16 protein-coding genes are annotated in these 15157 nt (G+C 61.5%); 1 reads left to right on the forward strand and 15 read right to left on the reverse strand.

What is annotated here, in order from left to right; all coding sequences use genetic code 11:
* Positions 1-82: 82 nt before the first annotated feature.
* The 15 genes from WDM24_RS44620 to WDM24_RS43695 form a co-directional block, all read right to left on the reverse strand.
* Complete coding sequence (locus WDM24_RS44620) at positions 83-325, reverse strand: transposase (protein ID WP_173644000.1); 243 nt, start codon at positions 323-325, stop codon at positions 83-85.
* Positions 326-491: 166 nt separating this feature from the next.
* Positions 492-1658 carry an LPD7 domain-containing protein gene (locus WDM24_RS43630; RefSeq protein WP_176396325.1) on the reverse strand — a complete coding sequence of 389 codons (1167 nt, stop codon included), beginning with the start codon at positions 1656-1658 and terminating at the stop codon, positions 492-494.
* Entirely contained in the window at positions 1642-3588 is a 1947-nt protein-coding gene (locus WDM24_RS43635) for a type IV secretory system conjugative DNA transfer family protein (protein WP_166217499.1), read from the reverse strand. Before WDM24_RS43635 ends, WDM24_RS43630 begins: the two co-directional genes overlap by 17 nt.
* Positions 3554-4585, reverse strand: a complete 1032-nt coding sequence (virB11, locus tag WDM24_RS43640) for a P-type DNA transfer ATPase VirB11 (RefSeq protein WP_338832677.1) — start codon at positions 4583-4585, stop codon at positions 3554-3556. Before virB11 ends, WDM24_RS43635 begins: the two co-directional genes overlap by 35 nt.
* A complete protein-coding gene (gene virB10, locus WDM24_RS43645; RefSeq protein WP_166217169.1) occupies positions 4582-5727 on the reverse strand; it encodes a type IV secretion system protein VirB10 in 1146 nt (381 codons plus the stop codon). Before virB10 ends, virB11 begins: the two co-directional genes overlap by 4 nt.
* 11 nt (positions 5728-5738) lie before the next feature.
* Positions 5739-6590, reverse strand: coding sequence for a P-type conjugative transfer protein VirB9 (gene virB9, locus WDM24_RS43650; protein ID WP_207841067.1), 852 nt, complete (start codon positions 6588-6590; stop codon positions 5739-5741).
* Complete coding sequence (locus WDM24_RS43655) at positions 6587-7258, reverse strand: virB8 family protein (protein ID WP_166217509.1); 672 nt, start codon at positions 7256-7258, stop codon at positions 6587-6589. Before WDM24_RS43655 ends, virB9 begins: the two co-directional genes overlap by 4 nt.
* 351 nt (positions 7259-7609) lie before the next feature.
* The gene (locus WDM24_RS43660; RefSeq protein WP_207841069.1) at positions 7610-8596 is read right to left on the reverse strand and encodes a type IV secretion system protein; all 987 of its coding nucleotides are present in this window, start codon (positions 8594-8596) and stop codon (positions 7610-7612) included.
* Positions 8597-8607: 11 nt separating this feature from the next.
* Complete coding sequence (locus tag WDM24_RS43665; protein ID WP_207841071.1) at positions 8608-8853, reverse strand: EexN family lipoprotein; 246 nt, start codon at positions 8851-8853, stop codon at positions 8608-8610.
* Entirely contained in the window at positions 8850-9572 is a 723-nt protein-coding gene (virB5, locus tag WDM24_RS43670) for a P-type DNA transfer protein VirB5 (protein WP_176396331.1), read from the reverse strand. The genes WDM24_RS43665 and virB5 overlap by 4 nt, the downstream gene beginning before the upstream one ends.
* Positions 9569-11935, reverse strand: coding sequence for a VirB4 family type IV secretion/conjugal transfer ATPase (locus tag WDM24_RS43675; protein ID WP_208074048.1), 2367 nt, complete (start codon positions 11933-11935; stop codon positions 9569-9571). Before WDM24_RS43675 ends, virB5 begins: the two co-directional genes overlap by 4 nt.
* Entirely contained in the window at positions 11928-12266 is a 339-nt protein-coding gene (locus WDM24_RS43680) for a type IV secretion system protein VirB3 (RefSeq protein ID WP_176396332.1), read from the reverse strand. Before WDM24_RS43680 ends, WDM24_RS43675 begins: the two co-directional genes overlap by 8 nt.
* The gene (locus WDM24_RS43685; protein WP_025038371.1) at positions 12266-12562 is read right to left on the reverse strand and encodes a TrbC/VirB2 family protein; all 297 of its coding nucleotides are present in this window, start codon (positions 12560-12562) and stop codon (positions 12266-12268) included. Before WDM24_RS43685 ends, WDM24_RS43680 begins: the two co-directional genes overlap by 1 nt.
* A gap of 77 nt (positions 12563-12639) precedes the next feature.
* Positions 12640-13209 (reverse strand): lytic transglycosylase domain-containing protein, encoded by a 570-nt coding sequence (locus WDM24_RS43690; RefSeq protein ID WP_166217530.1) that lies wholly within the window; start codon positions 13207-13209, stop codon positions 12640-12642.
* A gap of 38 nt (positions 13210-13247) precedes the next feature.
* Positions 13248-13883 carry an acyl-homoserine-lactone synthase gene (locus WDM24_RS43695; protein WP_338832678.1) on the reverse strand — a complete coding sequence of 212 codons (636 nt, stop codon included), beginning with the start codon at positions 13881-13883 and terminating at the stop codon, positions 13248-13250.
* 206 nt (positions 13884-14089) lie between these two features.
* On the opposite strand from WDM24_RS43695, the gene WDM24_RS43700 reads away from it, so the two are divergent.
* Positions 14090-14815, forward strand: coding sequence for a helix-turn-helix transcriptional regulator (locus tag WDM24_RS43700; RefSeq protein WP_166217536.1), 726 nt, complete (start codon positions 14090-14092; stop codon positions 14813-14815).
* Positions 14816-15157 lie beyond the last annotated feature (342 nt).

The following is a 15157-nucleotide window of genomic DNA, read 5'->3' on the forward strand; positions in this document are numbered from 1 at the left end:
GGCGATCGCGTTCGCCAGCCGCCACGCTTTTTTGAAGCTGAGCTTCTCGGCATGCACGAAGTCCCACACCGATAGTCGATCTTCAGGTCGCGACCGGCAAGCTCGGCAAGAGACTGCGTTTGGTGAAATCGCCGTCCCTGATCCGCTGCGACAGCCAGACTGCGTGGTCTCCCGAAACCGCCTTCGGCTTGTGACCGCCCATCTGGCCAGGCTCAACGCTGCCGCTCTCCTCGACCCGCTGCATCCAGCCGATGGCAGTACTGATCGCCACCCCAAACTGCTTGGCGGCACGATTGCGCGACATCCCGCGCTCGATGGCGGCCACGACACGCACGGAGATCCAGAGAATAAGGCTTGCCTATCCATGCTGGCCATGCTGGCGTCCAATCCAGCCAGCATGGTAAATCAGAAACACGCTGATTTTTGGATTGTCTTCGGGCGGGGTTACTTTCCCAAAAGCCCAATGCGGCCCATTGATGGACCTCGTGCATTCAGCGCTGACGCTCACGCACTGTCGCGCGTTCACCAGTCTGAGCTATTCGGATCTCCTTATCTCGTTCCGATGGATGACGATCTCGAACCGGTTCCATGACTGCTGCCCGCGAAAACGAATGCCCGTTCTCAAGATGCTGGGCGATGCGCTCCCTGGCGAAAGCCATAATGTTCTGGCGAGCATTCTCATCGTTCGGCAGAGCGCGTTCGACAAGCTTGTTGATGACGGCGATCTGGGATTGGGCAGCGAGCAGGTCGGAATCATGCGCGGCCGCCGGTCGGTCTGCACGGCGTGCCTCCACCGTCACACTCCACCTGTTGCGCCACATCTGCCGCCGCTCAATGCTAGCGAGTCCTGTGGCGGCGTCTATGGATTTGATTGCCCTGATGACGGGTTCGACGCCATCCCTGCGCAAAGAGATGCGGTCGCCAGGCCTGCCGCCGCTATTTGCGACGTCCGTTTCAAGCCCGACGCCCCACACCTGATGTCGCCGGCCATCATCCAGTTCAATGGCTACATAGGTTGATGGCTCGGCGTCGGCGCGGTTGCGGTAGGGGCCATAGCCGACCTCCATAAGACGTCCGGAAACGCCCTTGTCGTAATCGAGCCTATCCGCCTGCAGCGGCCTGTCGGAGGCGGAGCGAGCCTCTGCATCGTTGGCCCGGGCCCGGGCTCGATCCCATGCGACTCGCCGGTCAGCGAGCGCCTGGCGATCAGGCTCGCTTGGCTGATAGCCTTTGACATCCATCCCGCGCGCGCCAGCCTCGAGCCAGGCCTCGCGTCGGAACTCGACAGAACCACGGACGTGAAGTGCCTCCCAGTGGCGATATTGTGCCACGCTGACCATGTCCCGGATCACTTCTGCGGCAGCTATGCGGGTGACCAGGCGATCGTCAGTGGCCTTGAACGCGAGGTACTCTTTCCGCTCATCGGCATAGAGCCGGGCTTCGCGGTCGGATCCATCCTTTTGGGGTTCACTGGCCACCACGTAATATCTCCGACGGATGCGGTCCGGAAACGCAACTTCCGTGACCTCCGCGGATGAAGGCGTGTTGGGGGCTGTTGCTGTGGACTCGGCGTCCCCCTTGCCTCGGGTGAAAGCGCGCCCCGCGCGACGTTGCCGCTCCAGGCTGAAATCCCCGCTGTGGTCACGCGTGTCGTTCATGCTGTCGTCCGTTCTGCTTGCGGCTGGACCGTCGCGCCGGCGGGACGGCTTGGGCGTCGATGTAGTTCTGGACCCAGGCTTTCAGGTCGTCCTCAGAGAGTCCTTCGAGGTCGACGTCCACGTCCCCGAAATCAAAGCTGGCATTGGTTGGAATTGTGGAGGGGTCGGCTACCTCTTCGTCAGTCAACGGGCGGGACCGAAATACCGCGCGTAGCTCCGCAACCTCGGAGCGCAGCTCCTTGATCTCGGCGTCAAGCAGCGCGGTCGAGCGGCCGCCCGGCAGCTGCTGGACCGGTGCGGGTAGCAGGCGTGTGAGGAACGCCTTGTCTTCGTAATAGACGATCTTGTCGGCGACGACCGGGGGAAGGCCTGTGCCGAGGATGAAGGCCTTGGATCTTGGAAGAAGCTTCAGCTCCTGCGGCAGCATCAGGGCGCGCCGTTGTTCAGAGACCGTCTCGCTGGTCGAGCGCATCGCGAGCCCTTTTGGCCCGCTGCGGCTCCGCGCTTTCACGGTGTCGTATCCGATGCGTTCGGAAAGCTCATTTGCTACGTCCTGTTCTTTCGGCGCGAACACCACCTCGACGGCATGGTTGGTCATGAAATTGCGGGCAGCGTCGACCCCGTAAATCGAGCGCAGCTGGGCCGGACTCTGGACCACGGTCAGGAGGCGGATGCCGTAACCGGCGATGAACGCGACGGATTTCGCGAGTACGTTGACATTGCCCAGCGCCGGAAATTCATCGAGCAGCAGCAGCACCTTGCGATTGAGTTTGGGATTTTGTTCCGGCAGCTCGCGGGTATTGAGATCGACCACCTGCTGAAAGAACAAGTTCAGAAGCGGCGCCATGCGGTCGAGATTGTCAGGGGTCACGCCGAGATAGATCGACATCGGTTTTTGCCGCAGCTGCCGCAGATCGAAATCGTTGGTCGATGTGGCGGCATCGATGCGCGGGTTGAGCCAAAGCCCGAGCCTCGCCGTGACGGTCTTGCGCACGGAGTTCATGGTGTTTTCAGAAGCCGCGAGGAAGTCGTTCAAGGCCGTGATGCAATTCCGCGACAGTGGCGAAGGGCCGGACTTGCGCGCGGCGACAATTTTGTCGAAATGTGTCTTGAGGTCGGGGGCAGCGGACAGCTGGTGCAGGATTTCTCCGATCGTCAATGGCAAGCCCGGCGTTTCCGCGACATAGCCGCCGATCGCCACAAAGGCCGAGCGGGCCGCCTCGAACCAGAACGGATCGCCTCGGCTTTCGGCCGGAAACAGCATCACCGCGATGCGTTGCAGATCGTCATAGAGATCCGCGGGATCGCCGCGCACATAACCAAGCGGATTGTAGCGCGCGGTGCGACCGTTCTCCTCGAGCGGATCGAACAAGTAGACCTCCTGCCCGTGAGCTGCGCGAAATCCCGCAGACCGATCCCAGTTTTCCTTCTTTACATCGAGAACGACCACCGAATCTGGCCAATTCAATAGGTTTGGAATGACATAGCCGACACCCTTCCCCGCCCTGGTCGGAGCGTAGACCAGGACGTGTTCCGACCCGCCGAAGCAGAGCAGTGCACCGTCCTTACGGCCGAGTAGCACGCCTTCCTTGGATCGCAGGCCAGCGGCCTTGATCTCTCGCTCGGACGCGAAACGCGCGCTGCCGTAAAGCGGGAGAGGACGGTGCCGGAAGAGTGCGCCGAGCAGGCCAAAGACCACAACCACCCCGGTGAGAGTCGACAGAGTCAGCCAGCGGTCGAAACGTGTGTCAGCGCCGTAACGCGGCCAGCCCGTCGCTATCTCCGACCAATGCAGTCCTCCATCGTGAAGCCGGAGCCCCAGCAGCAGAACGTTTGAGGCGACCAGCAGGAACAGCGCGCAGCCCGCGAGCGCGACTGCCAGGCCCTGCGCGGCCCTAATTGTTCTGGTCGCGTTTGCGAACGGGGTCATAATAAATCTCCGAAATGCGGTAGCGGCCGTCCCGCTTCTGCATCTGGATGACGACGTCGACGAGAAGCAGCAGCAGTGAGCGGATGTCGTCGCGATGCAGGTCGCGCCCTTCCGCGCTTTCCTTGACAAGCAACGTCAGCTGCTCAAAGGCGAGCCTGGCGCTGTCGGCATGAACCGTTGTGATCGATCCGGGGTGGCCCGAGTTCACATTCCTCAGATAGAAGAACGCCGTCCCGTCGCGCAGCTCCTGCAGCAGAATGCGATCCGGCCGCATCCGCAGGCAGGACTCCAGAAGTTCGCGCGGGCCAATTCTGGCAAGACCCTGCCCGTCCTTGGCGTAGAGCAGCCGCACGCAATTCTGATGAGGGACAACAAGCTCGGCGGTGTCCTCGATGGTGATGAGCCGCTCATGTGCCGGGATCGCCGAGATCAACGCCTTGGATAGCGTGGTCTTTCCCGAACCCGTCGCGCCGGAAATGATGATATTGCGCCGCGTTGAGACGGCAAGCTGGAGGAAGTCGCGCCAGGCACCGGCCTCTTTCAGGGCCAGAAGCCGATGCTCGTCGGTAGTGAGTTCGTTGTTGGCGGCGCGGACTTCATCGAACAGTTTTGCCTGGTCAAAGGCGTCCAGTGTCATTGTCAAAGCCGACGGCTTGCGGATGGTGAGGCTGACCGTTCCTGTTGGCACCGCCGGCGGCACCACGATCTGGCAGCGCTCGTCGCCGATCAGGGTGGTCGAGACCACCGGATGCTCCGGGCCGATGTCCTGACGGGTGTGGCCGGCGGCCGCGGTCGCCAGGTGTGATAGGTAGGCATGCGTCAGAGCTGGCGCTTCGTGCCGGGTCCAGCCGCCGGGACCTTCCACGAAGACCTCGCCGGGGCGATTGACGACGATTTCGGTCAAGGATTTGTCCGCCAGAAATGGAGCCAACGGCTCGAGATAGCGCGCTAGCACGAGCCGGCTGCCATCGCGCTCGATGGAATGTACGGCACTCACTTTGTCACCACCGCCGGGGCCACGAGGCCCCCGGGGACGGTGCGGTCCAAAATCTGCGTGCGGGTCTCGACCCGCCGCAATCGATAGACCGAGGAGAAATCAACATCGCGCGCGACAAAGATATTGACGAGCTCGCCCTGATTCTTGTTCAGAGTGGGCGGAATGTTGATCGACTGCTCGACGGCGATGCCGGCGGCAGTGTTGGTGGCTCCCGTGGTGTTGTTGATCTGGATCGAGCTGTCCTGCAGCTGCTGACGCCCGATTGAGGAGGCGTCGCTGACGATGGACAGCAACAGCGCCGAGCCGAACCGTTCAAAGAAGTGGGTGTCGATGTCACCGTCAAAACCGGCGCGACCCAGTGCGTCCGTGGCCGGCGAGGCCAATGCCGCAATGACGCCGGTCGGCGTCTTGGCGCGGGTCCACAGCACGAACAGGCGTTTTGATCCGCGCCGCACATTGCCGCGATACTCGCCAACCACTTGCGTGCCTTTTTCCATCAGCACCACGTTGCCGGAATCGGACATCACGTCCCGCACGACGACGCAGGAGACGAAGCCGGCCACGTCCGAGGACATCGCCGTCTCCAGCACGCACGGGATCGAGGTGCCCTGGGTGACCAGCAGATTGCGGTTGGGGAGCCGCGCCGCGCGCACGCCCTCGATCGGGGTCGGCTTCAGCTTGTCGGCGAGGTCGTTGCGCGGCTCGCCCCGTCCGAACCCATAGGGGTCGGTGACGACACTTCCGGTCACGCCGTCGTGGGCCGCGCGTCCTACAGAACTCGGCCTGTTATAGGCCAGCACCGGTGCGCGCCGGGCACTTTCCAGAAGCTGGTCGGAGGCGGGCGCGGGGACCGCTGGCGTGGCTGAGACCGGCGGGGCTCCAACTGAGGCCGTGGTAACAGGCGCGGCCGGCGCTTCCGGGATGGGTTCGAAAGCTGCCGCCTGGCGGATTATCAGCTTTCGGGCGGAATCGCTGACAGGCTTCTCGCCCTTCCAAGTGCCCCAGATGATCAGAGCGGCAAAGGCGGTGAGCGCCAGCGCGCCGAAGCCGCGTTTGAGCATCGTCGCGCGAGCATTGTCCCCTCCTCCCACAGGCGTAATGGCACGGTCGCCGGCGATCTTCTCATCATCATGTTCGGTCATATCGCCCTCGCCTATCGTGGCCTTGGAGTTGGTGCTGATTTCTTCGCCCGCCGCTCAATAGACGGGCTTGTGGTGTTGGTGCCCGGATTAATTCCCACCGCGTCGAATGCTTCGTTAAAAATGCAGAGCACGGTGTCGCCTTTGCGCAGCCGAAACTCCCGCGCCGTGGCATGGACCACCACGAGCTCGCCGCGGACATCCTTGGGCACCAGGCTCTCCGAGCCGTCGGAGTTGATCAGGTAGATCGCGGGGACTTCGCGGTTGCCTGCAAAGCGGAACGTGGTCTCCTTGCCGTCGTCGAAAACGGCTTCGGGCTCGAGGTCGACCGAGCCCTGTGCTGAAAAGCGCCAGTTGCGGGCGCCATAGGCATGATGCAGGTCAAAGGTCTGGTCGATCAGCGCGCCTTCCCGCTCCGCGCCACGGGCGGCCGCCTCCGCACGCCGACGCTCGATCTCGTCGCCGGGATAGGCGAAGCGGACGACGAAATAGCTGTCCGCCAGAGTCGTCTCGGCGATCGACAACTCGAACTGATACGAGCGCTTGCGGCCATCAGGGCGCGTGGTGACGACCTGCAGATTGGTTGGCGGATGTTTCTCCCGGGGTTTAAGGAACAGGATTGAGCCCGCCGGTGCGACCTCCCATGCGATCGCGTCGCCGATTGCGACATGCGCGACCTCCTCATCGTCGGCAAACAACACCTGGGTTGACGCCCGAATCACGCCGTTGACCCGGACCACGTTGGCTGGATCGTAGGTCACGGTTCGCACGCGCGCATCATGTTGTCCGGGTGACGGCTGTTGCAACGCAAAAGCCGGCTCCGCGAATCCCAGGACAAAGGTCATCAAGAGAACGAAAGACTTCATGGCACGACCTCCGGATCGGCGCGATATTCCGAGACCAGAAAGCCGAGGGGGTTGATGAGACGGTCGGCGGAGGACATTGGCGCGTTGGCATAGGAAAACGTCAGGGTGGAGATCCAGTGGGTGATGCGGGTTTCCTCGCCCTTGCGGCTCTCCTTCATGAAACGCACAGAGGCCACATTGTCGGCCAGGAGCGAGATCGCCTTGATCCGTACTGTGGCGACCCCGAAACGGCCCTGAACGGCCTGGGGGCTTTCGGGATTGGAGCCGCGGTACCATGCCGCGAAGCGGGCCTGTTCGCCCTGCCCCGAGAGCAGCGAAATCGTCCGAAAATTGGCTTCTGCCTCGGGGTAGCTGTAACCTTCACGCGCCCGAACGTAGCGTCCAAGAAAATACTTGGTGACGGCTTCGTCATAACGCGCCGGCGTCGAACTGAGGGCGGAGACGGTGTCCACAATGCCGGTGGCATTGTCGACCCGGATCACGAACGGCTCGACCGTCTTTAGCGGCGCCAGTGCCGCGACCGCACTGAGCGAGGCGATCGCCAATGCGCAGGCGCCCGCGGCAATCACCCATGCCGTTCTGCGCGAGCGATGGGCCGCCAGCAACAGATCCTGCTCCCATCGACGCGCATTGTCGAAATAGGCTTTCAGCTCATCGTGCCCGACCATCTCATGCCTCCTTGCCGCAAGCGCGGTAAGAGGCTGCAATGGCGGCCTGGTGGTCTGATGCAGCCAGTTGCGTGGAGGGCGCTGCCGGGGCGATCTCACCCTTGCGGATGTCTGGTGCCGGTGCGGACGGCGGAATAGGCGGCTCCGGCGTCGCCAATGGCGTACCCGTCTCCCAATCCCACAGCGAACGATTGAGCGGCCGCCGAGCCTGGCCATCACATGATGGCGGTCCCTTTGACCAGCTCGCGCAGCCGCCAAGCTGAACTGCGATTAGGCAGATGATGAATAGTCGACGCCACATCGTTCTGATGCCCCTGTTTGTCTTTGTCGCCTGTTGCCGGCGATGATTGTCTACGTCGCGGCGGTCCCCTGCGATCGGGTGCGCTGCATACTGCCGCCCTGCCGGCTCGCTCTTAGTGCGGCGAGACCCCGGCTGGCTGACCAGCGCGCGCCGGCATAAGCGCCGCCGGCTGCGGCCGTCGCGTTGGCAATCATTGGGCTCGTGACCAGCCGGCTTGCGAGCGAAGCGCCACCCCCGGCGAGGCCGCCTGCGATGACCGGCAGTTGAAGCGCGATGTATCCGGACAGACCGAGCACCGCGCTGATGGCGACCGCAGCTACCACCATCTCGCCGGCCGTGCCGGCGTTTGCAGCGAACCTGTCGATGAAGCCGCTGACGGTGGTCAACATCAGCCCGACCAGAGCGACCACCAGCACCAGCAGGATCACGAAATTCGCGACCTGCCGAAGCCAGGCCTCCGTGAACGGGCGCGTGGCCTCAAATAGTCCAAGCGCAATGAAGAGCGGCCCAAGCGCGATCACGACGCCCAGACCAACTTTGGCATAGAGCAGGATGGCAAATTGTAAGAAGGAACCAACCGCGACAAAGACCAGAAGAATGGCGGCAATCAGCGCTGGCGCGATGTTGGTCAGTCCGGCCTGTTTGTAGATCTTATTTGCTACGTCAATTCCTTTGGTCAGAAGCTGATCGAACGGAACCCCCGAATTGGTATTCAGTCCAGCACCAGCCAACGCATTGCCAATCTCCTTCGGCAAGGAATCAAAGAACAGCCCCGTGACGTATTGCTGAAACGCGCTTGAGTTGGTCGCTAGCAGCACCACGACTACGATCCGCATTGCCCGCCAGGCAAACTCCATGATTGGCTCGGAGATTGCGCCCCGCATCACCGCAAAGCCGTAGAGGATGACATAGAGCATCACGGCCGTGCGAAGAGGACCATCAATGTAGGAGGCAAGATTCGATACCGAGGTCGACACGAACGTCGTGATCGGCTGCTCGAACTCCTTCAGAAAACTGTCAAAGACGTTTATGGCCATCGCGGCGATCCTTACTTTAGGGCGTCTTCCATCTCTTGGACGGTAATCTTGTTGCGAGCCTCGTTCGCATTGATACAGTTCGGCGTCTTTGCGAACTCCCCGGGATTGTCGCCGCACGTGTTGAGAGCCGCCGCAAGCTCGTCCCGATGGTCGAGATACCAGCCGACCGTATTTATGCGCTGACTCTGGTCGGCCTCGTTGCAGCCCGTAAGCACAGCGGCGAAAGACAGTGCAACTATGGACGTGTTCAATTTCATTGCAGAGCCGCCTTCATTTCATCAACCAGTTGTTCTTGCTTCTCGCGTTCCCGCTGGCCATCCATGTCGGTGCGGGCCTGCTGGATCATCGCAAGACCCTGCATCCGAAGCACATCGTTCTGCAGCAATGCCTGTTCGGCCTGCAGCCGCGCCGACAGATCGAGAGTCTCCTTGACGTCGGCTGCCGAGCTGATGCGTGTTCGTAATTCTTCGAGCGCATCGATACGCTGCGAGGCGGTGTCGTAGACCGCCTGGCCCATGGAGTGCTTGGCGCCAGTCTGCCGTGCGATCCGGTCCAGCTCGCTCTGGTAATACGAATTGCCACTATTGCCTGCATAGGTGCGGTTCTGTGAAAGATAGTGGTTCATCGCGTCAGCGAAGTTGCCGCCACCCTGCCCCGCCACGAGACGTTCGATGTCAGAGAATTGTTGGGGCAGCACTTTCCGGAACTGGGGCGTGTTTAGAAGCGCGCCAATGTCGTTGGCGTTGGTCCGCTTGTTGAAACTGTCATAGAGCTGCTTGGCCTGGTTCAGTTGATCCTGCGCCACCTTGAGCTGCGACGTCAGGGTATCGACCTGCTTCTTCAGTTCCGTCAGTTGCTCGAATTGCCGTGCATAGACGCTCGGATCGAACACAATCTCCGCTGCTGCGGGAAATGCCGTCAGGAGGGCCACGATAGACACGCAGGTGAAGATTGCCGGGATACGCTGAACCATCATCGGACGTCCCTCCGCTCCGCTTGAAATACGGGCAGCCATTGGGCTGGATCGTCGCCGACCTCCGCCCGGACGCGATCGAGCAGCTCGACAGTTTCCGTCCGTCCCGACAACACGGCGAGCGCATCATCGAACCCGCCGAGGTCTAGCTCCGCCACCACCGAGTTGTGGCCTTGTTTGACCAGGAACCGCCGGCTTTCGGGCGCGAGCTCCTCCTTGATCAGGCGGAATTCGGTGTCGGTCAGATGGAAGCCGTCGACATAGTCCGAGCGCATTCCCCGCGCGTTCGGCAGAAAAATCTGGGTCGGGCATTGCTCGACAATGGTGTGTGCGATCGGGGAGGCCAGCGCGTCGCGCGGCGACTGCGTGCCGAACACCATGACGCCGTTCTGTTTGCGGATGGTTTTGAGCTTGTTGTTGGCGAGATCCCGAAATGCTTCGTCGCCAAGCGCCTTCCAGAACTCGTCGATGTCGATGATCAGGCGCCGGCCGTCGATCAGGCGCTCGACCCGATAGAACAGATACATCATGAGCGGCGTGCGAACGGTCGGATGATCAAGCAGATCGGTCATGTCGAAACCGATGAACCGGGCGTCTAGCCCGATTGCATCTTGCTCGCCATCCAGCACCCAGCCGAAAGGAGCGCCTCGGCACCATCGCTCCAAGCGAGCGCCGATTCCTTCGCGATCCTGCTGGCCCAGAAAAGCCCGCAGCGCTCCGAACGAGCGCTCCGCCTGCCGCAAGTGAGCAAGGGCTCGCAATCCGGAATCGATCCGCTCCTCCTCGATCACGGTCAGCGGACGGTTGTCTGGCGTTACGAGCTTCCGGACAAGCTCGCCCAGGAACGAAAGATTGGCTGGCGTCAGCTCCAGCGCCTTGAGCGGCGCGCAGCCGGTCTCAACGCCGTTGCGGAGTGTCAGATAAGTGCCGCCGGCGGCGCGAACGAATATCTCCGCACCGCGGTCCTTGTCGAAGAAGACGTAAGTGGCGCCGAGCCGCTCGGCCTGCGACAGCAGGAAATTCTGCACGACGGTTTTGCCGGACCCCGAGGGGCCACAGATGAAGGTATTGCCGAGGTCGCCGTGATGGAACGAGAAATAAAACGGCGAGCCGGATGCGGTTTTGAGCATCGCAACCGCTGGCCCCCAGTGGTTGCCGGCAGGCTGTCCTGTGGGATAGGTGTGGAATGGGGAGAATGCCGCGAAATTGCGTGAGCTGATCGCCCCAGTTCGTGCGCGATATTTGAACAGCCCGGGAAGCTGCGCCCAATAAGCCGCTTCAAGGCCGAGATCTTCGCGCGCCACCACGGCGCCCGCGTCGGCCAGAGTGCGCCGCGCCACGCTCATGTGATCCTGCAGCTGTGAAGGCGTCGCGGCATAAATCTGCAGCGACAGGTGATGGTCCCCAAGTGCGAACCTGTTGGATTCGAGATCGTCGAGCGCGTCACCGAGCTCGTCGATCTGTGAGGCCGCCGGATCCTGAGCCGAGACCAGCTGGTTCTGCTTGCGTGTCAGGACCGTCTTGGCGTCGGCTTTCGACAAAAACGCGAAGGATTGCGTGACGACAAGTTCGAAAGGCGCGGAAAGCAGCGCGTTCAACAGGCCTGGCCGGGTGGACGCCGGATATTCCTTGAGTCCGAACATGCCAGCGAAGCGCGAGCCGCCGGCGCTGCGGATTTCAATGGCTTCACGGCCGAAGATAACACGATTTGAGTAGAGTGCGGGGCCGATCGGCCCTTGCGGCAACGGCATTGGCATCCACTCGCCGGAGGCCACGGCGTGGAGTAGCTCCATTGGCTCTGAGAAGGTGATGCCGTCGCGCTCGGCCAATCCGAGAGCATGAGCGCCGTAGCGCTCCAATGCCGCGACCATATCCCGCGTCGCATCGTTGAGCCGCTTCAAGGCGTCGCTGTCGACCTCGATGGAAGCCGCAGCGCTCCGGCCAAGCCGCCTGAAGAACGCAGCTGCGGCATCGGCGGGGGCGCGAGCAGGATGCCAAACCAGCGTCAGATAGAGATCATTACGAAATAGCGCTGCCTTGCGAAGCTGCTCGCGATATTGCGCGTCGAGCGAAGCTGCAAAGATCGATCGGAATGCCCCGTCTGGATAGTCTGACGTCCGGCGCCGCACCAGATGAGTCCAGAGCGCCAGCCGCGGATCCGCAACATTGCGTAGAGTGAGATTCAGCTTGGCGTGAAGGTCATTCAGGTCCGCCGTCTCGGCGGTCTCGAACGAGGTACCGTCGAGCCGGATCACCGTGAGCAGCGCTCGCGTCGTGAGACTAATCACCGTATCCGTGACGTGCCGCCCGAACGGCAGGTAGACATCTGGCCCGATCTCCCGGGTTGTGAGCGCCGTGTTACGCATAGCCGAGGTCTCGTGCTTGATATCGCCGAACGAGCTTGAGGGGTGTGCAGGATGATCCGCCCCAGAATAACGCGTTACGCGTGCGTCCACGGGTTTCGATCCAGGCGAGCAGAATTCGGAACATATTGGGGTCATGCCGACAGATGATGCGGCAAAGACCATGGATCGGAATCGCGACCAAACCGTAGATGATGCTCCCGGCTACCAGGAACAGGATGCAGGAAAACATAACGTTGAGCGCCATGGCTTCCATGGTGACTCCGGCGACCATGGCAGGCCGCGTGCAGGCGAGGAACAAGGTGTCCTCCGTGAGACGCCCGGCCTCGATCATCAGCGACCTCCGGTCAAGGTCGAGACCACCTCGGAGGCGCCGAACGTGATGGCGACGCCGAGCACGACGTAGGCGGCCTTGCGCAGGTCGAGATAGCCGAACATCCAGGCGATGCCGACGATGATGACCGCCAGCGTCGCCAGCAGGCGCGCGACGTTGCCGGTCAGCATGTTGACGATGTTCTGCAACACGCCTTCGATGTTTGCCGTCTGCGCCAGCGCCGGCTCAACCAAGGCGATGCTGAGTACGGCCCCCATGCAAAGCAGGGCAGCAGAGTGTTTAAGAGGAGAAGTCATGGCACGGCTCCGATTGGCACTGCAGCCGGACCAGCCCGGACCGCGGTGATGAGTTGAGGGCGGAACAGAAGAATCCCTTATCGTTCATAGACGAAGGCTGATGTGCCGAGACCTGAGCGGTAGACGTCCCAGTTCGGGCGCTCCCTGACGGAGCGAGCTGGCATGTTGCTTGTCGGCATGTCAGCGTTGGAAATGTCGGCAGCATCGGCCGGCAGGGTACGGGGCTCGGGCGTTGTTCGGGGAGCTTTGGCTGCAAAGCTCGCAACAACCCTGGCAATAGCCTGATCGCGGCCCGCGGCGTTCACCCTTGCCGCTTGCAATCGGGCCTCGAACAATCTGCCAAGGCCCGCGATATGCTTGCAGGCGTCGAAGGTCGTGGTAGCCGTCAACCCGGCCTGCTTGGTTTCATCTGCATCAAGTTGCGCGAGACCGGTCTGGACCGACTGGCCGGCGGTAATGGCCTCAGTCGCGAGCTGGATCGCTTCGTCACGGTCACTTGCCTGAATAGGAATCGGTTTCCGCCCCTGAATTGTGATGAGCAGCGGCTCGAACGAGCTCGCTTGCCGCACAATTGCCGTTAGCGGCCGCAAGAGGTTCGGCGTCGGCGCGCACTGTTCGACCAGAGCTGAGAATGCAGCTGGATCCATTGTTGATGACTTTGTTTCGGGAGTTGAAGACGCGGACGCTATGCCGCGAGCGGAAGGCTTGACGGCGCTTCAATTGCACGCCCCGAAATCTTCCCGGCCGCTCGGATTGCGCCGAGAGCGTCATTGGTGACCGGCAACAGTCCAGCCACTGCTTTGGTCGTCCCGATTTGACGGGGGGCGCCGAGGCGGTCGAGACGCCATCCGGCCCGGCGCAGGATGCGCTCCATGCGCAGATCAGTGACGGTCGCGATCGCCTGCAGGTCGAGCTGCTGGCCCCATTCAATCATTGCCGCAAAGAGCAGGTACGTTGCTTCCCGCAAGCCGTTCTCAGCTGTCACCGCGACGTGTTTGGTATCAACGCAAAAGCGCGAGCTCTCCCAGATCTTGACTGCATTCGGTGCCGTGTGGCCATCCAGCAACACCGGGAACGTATCCGCCAGCATGTTGCGTCCAGTAGTGGGCAGCAGGCGCACGCAACCGACCAGCTCGCGCTGCTCGAGCGCCAATAGATAAGTCGGCTTGAATGAGTCGTCCTGATCGATCTCCAATCCGCCCGCGACAGAGACATCCCAGTCGAGCCGCTCCTTGAACACGCGCCCTCGCAGACGATGCATTCCTGTCGCCAGTTCAAAATCGCGCAGAAGCGCCGCACGCGAGCGCACAATGACCTTCATTCTTAACCTCCTGCTTACGAATCACAGCTTCGAGATCAAGAAAGCAGGCACGATCACAGCGTTGCGCTGTCAGTTCTGACAGGGCGTTTTGGAATTGTTCTTGCCGCAAAGCTGCCGCAACGTCGCAATACACGCCCACACGCAGCGCGCGAATCAAGCGCGTTGTTCGCTTTAGGGAATTCAGAACAGTTCAAAAAAGGGGCGCAATGAAAGGTGTCAAACGAGCATGCGATGAATTTGTCGATTGTCTTCACTCTGCCCATACGGAAGATGATTTTCGGCGAGTCGCGGAACGAACTGCGCATGCATTGGGTTTCCGCTGGTTCGCCTATTTTGGCCACCGTGCGAACGGCCCCAAACTGATCTCTTCCTATCCGAAGAGTTGGACAAGTCACTATTTTCGCGAAGGGTACGACAACATCGATCCCGTTCTTCAGGAACCGCGAAACACAAGCCGGATGCTGCTGTGGGATGGCCGTGAGGCGCGAAGCGCAAAGTCGCCGAGAGAACGCCGACTATTTGACGATGCGCTCAGCTTCAAGATCAGGACCGGTCTGACGGTTCGCATGCCCGCAAGCCAAAACCAGGTCGCGGCCTTTACGCTCGCGGTGGACGACCGCAGCCTTGGGCTCGAGCGTTTCATCGAGACCTCACAAGACATGTTGCAAACGGTGGGTCTCAACTTCCATGCCCACGTGAGTGCCAAGATCGGACGTACGTCATCAGGCGGGATAGGAAGCCCACTAACCCAGCGCGAGCGGCAGTGTCTCGCGTGGATCTCTGACGGCAAGACGATGCAGGACATTGCGGAGCTTCTTGACGTCACGCCGCGAGGCGTGAAGTTTCATCTGGACAATGCCAGGCGAAATCTTGCCGCACTAACCCTTCCACACGCTGTGGCCCTCGCGCTTCGGCAGGGATTGCTCCCGTAATGCATAGAACAGCCGTGAGGGTTGGCAAGCATGGCTCAAGATCGGCGGTTAACCCGAGTGAGCGTGCCAAAGAGGTGCAGCGGCCTCATCAAGTGAGTTCGGCGCGCATCATTTGCGGTATTCAGCTAAAAGCGGATCGCTGCTCGCAGTGTCTTCGAGCAGGATGGGCGTCGCCCTGCGGGCCGGGCTGTTGACTGCGCTGAAGCCCCGCAAGCGGGTCTTCCCCCTTGCGGGCTGCCTTATGCCAAGTGCTCGATTATGCCGAGCACTCGGCTTTATCGCGTCGATTCGTTAGTGAATCGAGCAATTTCCTGTGCACGACTCGGGATAATCCAGGGTCTT

The organism is Bradyrhizobium sp. 27S5 (assembly GCF_037217225.1).
In the GTDB taxonomy this organism is placed as follows: Bacteria; Pseudomonadota; Alphaproteobacteria; order Rhizobiales; family Xanthobacteraceae; genus Bradyrhizobium; species Bradyrhizobium septentrionale.

Bases quoted from the DNA above. Each gene is read 5' to 3' on its own strand.
- virB10 (WP_166217169.1), bottom strand. From the start codon at position 5,727: ATGACCGAACATGATGATGAGAAGATCGCCGGCGACCGTGCCATTACG.
- WDM24_RS43665 (WP_207841071.1), bottom strand. From the start codon at position 8,853: ATGAAATTGAACACGTCCATAGTTGCACTGTCTTTCGCCGCTGTGCTT.
- virB9 (WP_207841067.1), bottom strand. From the start codon at position 6,590: ATGAAGTCTTTCGTTCTCTTGATGACCTTTGTCCTGGGATTCGCGGAG.
- WDM24_RS43660 (WP_207841069.1), bottom strand. From the start codon at position 8,596: ATGGCCATAAACGTCTTTGACAGTTTTCTGAAGGAGTTCGAGCAGCCG.
- WDM24_RS43690 (WP_166217530.1), bottom strand. From the start codon at position 13,209: ATGGATCCAGCTGCATTCTCAGCTCTGGTCGAACAGTGCGCGCCGACG.
- virB5 (WP_176396331.1), bottom strand. From the start codon at position 9,572: ATGATGGTTCAGCGTATCCCGGCAATCTTCACCTGCGTGTCTATCGTG.
- WDM24_RS43635 (WP_166217499.1), bottom strand. From the start codon at position 3,588: ATGACCCCGTTCGCAAACGCGACCAGAACAATTAGGGCCGCGCAGGGC.
- WDM24_RS43695 (WP_338832678.1), bottom strand. From the start codon at position 13,883: ATGAAGGTCATTGTGCGCTCGCGTGCGGCGCTTCTGCGCGATTTTGAA.
- WDM24_RS43685 (WP_025038371.1), bottom strand. From the start codon at position 12,562: ATGACTTCTCCTCTTAAACACTCTGCTGCCCTGCTTTGCATGGGGGCC.
- WDM24_RS43700 (WP_166217536.1), top strand. From the start codon at position 14,090: ATGAAAGGTGTCAAACGAGCATGCGATGAATTTGTCGATTGTCTTCAC.
- WDM24_RS43675 (WP_208074048.1), bottom strand. From the start codon at position 11,935: ATGCGTAACACGGCGCTCACAACCCGGGAGATCGGGCCAGATGTCTAC.
- WDM24_RS43630 (WP_176396325.1), bottom strand. From the start codon at position 1,658: ATGAACGACACGCGTGACCACAGCGGGGATTTCAGCCTGGAGCGGCAA.
- WDM24_RS43655 (WP_166217509.1), bottom strand. From the start codon at position 7,258: ATGGTCGGGCACGATGAGCTGAAAGCCTATTTCGACAATGCGCGTCGA.
- WDM24_RS43680 (WP_176396332.1), bottom strand. From the start codon at position 12,266: ATGATCGAGGCCGGGCGTCTCACGGAGGACACCTTGTTCCTCGCCTGC.